The organism is Candidatus Synechococcus spongiarum (assembly GCF_900047545.1).
Lineage (GTDB): Bacteria > Cyanobacteriota > Cyanobacteriia > PCC-6307 > Cyanobiaceae > Synechococcus_B > Synechococcus_B spongiarum_C.
In genome coordinates, this window is record NZ_FITM01000170.1 from 1 (window position 1) to 4,506 (window position 4,506).

The window sequence follows — 4,506 nt, forward strand, 5'->3', positions numbered from 1 at the left end:
TCCGGTGCGCATATGTTGTCTGGTGGTAATAAGTGTCTATCTTTGAAAACCTTCCCATTGGTAAAATCATCTTCCAGGCGATCTCGCACAACCAGATTGGGGCAGAGCATGACAAACTTCTGCACATCATGGGCGATGCGTAGCCAGGCAATAACCGCAGCAATGATGGCTGTCTTGCCGCCACCCGTGACGACATTTAGCAACAGGCCATGGGTGCCAATCGTCTTCTTGCCCAAGATTTCATGGGCATAGATCACCCGCAGGAATGACTCCCACTGGTGGGGCCACAACGTACCCTCCCGTGGCTTCTGATCGTCTTCTTCGGACGCCAGAAATGCAATGTATTGTGAGGACTCAGGCTTCAGCCCTGGCAGACCGTCCTGCCGCCAGGTGCGAAAGCTCTCCTCATGTTTGGCAAACTGATTAAACATGGTCAATTCACCTCAATCTCAATCACCTTGAGCCCATCACCACCCAGATCATCTTGCACGCGGCAAGCAATGCGCCTCTTTCCAGATTGGGAAAACTTAAACTTGACCTGAAGTTTCGGCCCTTTTTTCTTGTTAGCTGTGAAGGAATATCCTTTGGTACTGCTAAATAATTGTCCATGGCTGAAATCCCATTGGACGTTAATGATCCTTGCCCCAGAATTCATGACAGCGGTCTCGCTCACGTCAAAGATATAGGTGAGAGGGGAGACACGCCTGTAGCCCACTTCCACCCGCGGTGGTTGGATAAAGGTCAGGAAGTTTTCGTAATCAGCGTGATTGGTGGAGAGGGCAGTCACATGCTCACGGAAGCGAGATGAGTCGATGCGGACCTGCTCAAGTCGAATGAAGTTCACATCCGTTTGCTCCAGAACGCGGAGCCGCTCTGCTGCCTCACATGCCCCGGGCGCAAAGGCCCAGGCCAGCATGAGCCCATCCCGAAGATTATCTTGCTGATAGCGTAGCGTCCTGCGGATGGCGTTGGCAAAGGTCGAGACATCTGCTTCTGTTACGGCGGTGTCGATACCTGATCCGCCCACCCAAACGGGGACTGAACCTTTGGTGCCGTGGATGCTCTCGTCTTGCTGCTCAATCCGTGCCCCGAAGCAGCGCAACACGAAAGCGCGAAATTGATCGGGCGGTGCCTGGGCCAGCCGCTGTGCTTCATAGATGCCCCAGTTTTCCACAGTGAAGTCAGGCACGGGCAATACTGCACCTGTCTGCTGCTCAACCTGCCCTGTCAACCGGTCACGAGTGACAGCCACGGCCACACGGGACTGATCACAGGTGATCCAGCGGCGGCCTAACCGCTGTGCAACAGCGGCTGTTGTGCCGCCACCACAGAAGAAGTCAGCGACAACTCCCCCTATTGGTGAGCAGCTGTTGATAACTCTTGTAAGAAGCTTTTCTGGCTTCTGTGTTGGATAACCAATGCGTTCGGCACTAGTTCGCCCTACCATGTCAATCTCCCAATAATCTTTCATGCCGACAAGAGTGTGCCATCCATGTGAATCTTGATACTCCGTAACCCCAGAAAATCGATAAGGCTTTAATCCCCTATTATATGATTTCTCTTGCTGAGATTCATAATAATAAGAGTTATTTAATACATAAAAGAAAATTGTGTCATGCTTTCTGCTAAAATATCGCTTCGGACTTGCTCCTCCAGATTTATAACACCATACAATCTCATTAATAAAGGATTTATGTCCAAAAATCTTATCCATCTCTACCTTAATGTAATGACTGGCATGCCAGTCGCAGTGGACTAAGATACTTCCTGTCTTTTTCAGCAGGCGCTTCATCTCGAAGAGTCGAGCGTTGAGCCAGATGAGATAGCCTGGCATTCCATCTTCCCAAATATCAGAGAACGAGCGCCGCTCGTTCTGATCTCCGAAGATAACATTGTAATCTCTGCCAGAAAAGAAAGGAGGATCAATGTAAATCAGATCGATGCTTTCAGAGGGAAGCTGGCGCATCACATGAAGGTTATCTCCCCAAAAGAGTCGGTTGGGCTCCAATTCACCATGGCCGAAGTGGACCCGCTCCACCACCTGAAATGGCAACATGACGCGAGGGAAGAGCTTGTGGAAGCCCTGGCGCCTGTCCCAGCCTAGAGGTTCCTTCTCCACTGGAACCGAGCCAAAGCGTACCGGTGGCCGCCAAAATTCCTCTTGTTGGGGTAAGGAAGACTCCCCCTGCTCCTCAATCTCTGGCGGGGCGATGAAATCACCCTCGACTGGTCCTGTTGCCTTATTCACGGCGTTGGCCTACTCGTGGCACTGCCCTACCACCCTACCAGGGCAAGCGCTCCCGCTCAGGTGGCATAGACATCCCAGGAGGTGGTGAAGGATGCTACCAGGTCACCCCCAAGAGCATTGCCTTGACCCCGAAGGCCAGCAGTCCGGACCTGCTGGGTCAAGTACTCTTCGGTATCTATGGGGCGGTGACGGCCGCTTGCTCCACCGTCTCGGGGCCTGTGGTGGAGGCAGCCAGCAACGGGTGACCAGCTTCCGGCTCCACGGCGGCGGGCTCACCGTTGGCGCTTTTGGATTCAGTGGCGGTGGCTCCCGCAGTGGGAGCATACCAGCCTCCCGGTACCCCCCCTGCCAAACCGGAAGGCAGCTCAAACTGGCGCTGTAGCACCCGCAGTGGGAGTATACCAGCCTCCCGGTACCCCCCTGCTGGATGGGCCGCGGCTGCTCCACAATCTGCTGGGTCATGCCCTGGCACAAGGCCATGACGGCCCTCCATGTAGACGCTCTGCAGGCATGGTTCAGAGAAAGCTCAGTTGGCTCTCTGGCAGCTCTGGCGGTATTGGCAACACACCAACAATGATCCAAGGATTCGGGGCACGAAAGTGCCACTCCAAAGTTGTGCCCAGGAAGAAATGCAAGTCGGTCAGTAGGAAAGCGTTGAGATACTTCTCCTTTACCTTGGCGAGGGCTTCCGGTTCACTGGACTCTCTGCCGCCTGCCCGCCGTCGGCAGTTCCGGAACAGGGCACCCAATTCCCAATCCAAAACCCGCAGCTTGCTGATGCGCCCGTCGGCATCCTTGAATTTGTAGAAGAATTGGTAGGGAAGTTTCTGAACGATTTGAAACGTCTCGCGCCAAGTGTTGTCGTCAAACAGGTCATACTGACCAGTGGCCTTGCGCATCTGGCGAACTTTGTTGATATCCCACTCCCGGTCCTCTTCAGGTTTCCAGACGAAATCCACCACCTGTGCAGGCTTGAACACCGCAAGTGAGGCTTCCTTCGCCTTGGCTGCAGCAATAAGCTCTTTTAACCGCGTCCACACACGGGCTTTTCCCAAAAGAATGTTACGCCTCTCTCGCCACTGATCCCCTGTGTCCATATGGCCAATAACCCGTAGTTCGCTCTGATCAAGGGGACGGAATGTCTCCGGGCGCGAATCCTTGGTTTTACGCATCACGCGACAGGCCAGCCAGTCGTACTTTTTGTAGTGCTCCTCTTCATCCAAGCGTCGGAACGGCACGGGGTAAAGACGCACCCAAGAGCCGTCTTCACGCACCCCGGCTGTGCAGACGGTCTCGCCGTACTTCTGTGAAAGCGTCGGGTAGGTCTTGACGGTGACAAGAATTCTCTCCTCACGCACCTGTTCCATGGGTCATGCTCAAAGGTGCTTCACGGCCAGCCCGGAGGTAGGGGCAAGATGCAGGGCAAGGCGGCCACGGTGGCACTGATTGGCGGATGCTTCAAGGCACATCAGCGCCGATGGTTTCCGGGTGCATAGGTCTGCAACGGAGGCCATGCTGTCGTCAGCACCGGGAAGGACTGTCGCTTCGTACAGGTCAAAGAGGCGGTCGTAGGCGGTCGCGGAGGACAGGTCTGTCCGCATTGTGCTGGGGATGCCCAAGGCTGGCACATGAACGTAGGCAATGTCCACTTCGGCACAGAGCCGGGCCGTGGTCCTACCCCCAAAACCATACTTGCGGGACAGGGCATTCCTGCGGACGTCAATCAGCTGGCGGATACCGGAGCTGATCAGGTGGTTCAGGAAATCGTCAATGGTGCGGCCTTCGTAGCCAACAGTATAAATTGCCGGTTGCGCTGGCGTCACTGGCCAGCCTGTCCCCTGCCCATACCACGGATAGCGTCGGCTCACGCCGTGGAAGAGTTGATTCGGCGTCATGCGGCCATAGGCTCCCAGGATTGCCTCAACACCCTTGGCGGCGCGACGGGGCAGCGTTTGAACCACACAGCTCACATAGGCGCGCTCTAATGGGGCAACCGACAGGTGATCCCGGTGATCTCCGGTCAACAAGCCTGCCTCTTGCAGTCCCTCAACGTCACGGCACACCTGAAAGGAGCGGGGACCCGACCTGTGGGGTACGAAGTCGTAGAAGGCTGACGACCCCAGCGCCTGGGGCTGCTCCTGCCGCAGCAAAAACAGCCAATCCATGAGCTGCCCCCTGGTGAGGCCCGCGCCGGCGCGGTAGATGAATCCAAGCAGAAGACGTTTCCGCTCAATCATCACGTTTCTGCAAGACGCATG

At 55.5% G+C, this 4,506-nt stretch carries 5 protein-coding genes; all 5 read right to left on the minus strand.

The genetic code is table 11. From position 1 onward, the window contains the following. Positions 1-431 (minus strand): DEAD/DEAH box helicase family protein (locus tag FLM9_RS07745; RefSeq protein ID WP_143324651.1); only part of this gene is annotated, 431 nt, incomplete at its 3' end. A gap of 2 nt (positions 432-433) precedes the next feature. Then, entirely contained in the window at positions 434-2,248 is a 1,815-nt protein-coding gene (locus FLM9_RS07350; protein ID WP_143324652.1) for a DNA-methyltransferase, read from the minus strand. A 175-nt stretch (positions 2,249-2,423) separates the two neighbouring features. Further along, positions 2,424-2,741 (minus strand): hypothetical protein, encoded by a 318-nt coding sequence (locus FLM9_RS08410; protein ID WP_074457962.1) that lies wholly within the window; start codon positions 2,739-2,741, stop codon positions 2,424-2,426. Between the two features lie 22 nt (positions 2,742-2,763). After that, positions 2,764-3,615 carry a DUF8758 domain-containing protein gene (locus FLM9_RS07360; RefSeq protein ID WP_074457963.1) on the minus strand — a complete coding sequence of 284 codons (852 nt, stop codon included), beginning with the start codon at positions 3,613-3,615 and terminating at the stop codon, positions 2,764-2,766. A gap of 9 nt (positions 3,616-3,624) precedes the next feature. After that, positions 3,625-4,506: DUF488 domain-containing protein (locus FLM9_RS07365; protein WP_143324653.1), on the minus strand; the 882-nt coding region annotated here is incomplete at its 5' end.